At 54.8% G+C, this 279-nt stretch carries 1 protein-coding gene; it reads left to right on the top strand.

Translation table 11 applies throughout. The features are described from left to right. Window positions 1-54: 54 nt before the first annotated feature. Window positions 55-279: hypothetical protein (locus tag R0J87_RS19660; protein ID WP_498888359.1), on the top strand; the 225-nt coding region annotated here is incomplete at its 3' end.

Genomic DNA, 279 nt, shown 5'->3' with positions numbered 1-279 from the left:
CAGGCACTGCAACAGGCAAGATTGCAGGCGACTACCGGTCATGCGGAAGAAGCTGTGGCGAGTTACAACAAACTGTTCAACGGTGCGCCGCCGGAAGGTGACATTGCTGTCGAGTACTGGAGTACGGTGGCGAAAATTCCGGCTCGCCGTGGCGAAGCGATTAATCAGCTAAAACGCATTAATGCGGATACGCCGGGCAATACGGGCCTGCAAAACAATCTGGCGCTATTGCTGTTTAGTAGCGATCGCCGTGACGAAGGTTTTGCCGTCCTGGAACAG

The sequence above is a fragment of the Halomonas sp. SIMBA_159 genome, assembly GCF_046536035.1.
Taxonomy (GTDB): Bacteria; Pseudomonadota; Gammaproteobacteria; order Pseudomonadales; family Halomonadaceae; genus Vreelandella; species Vreelandella venusta_A.
This window is presented reverse-complemented; position numbering and strand designations above follow the sequence as displayed.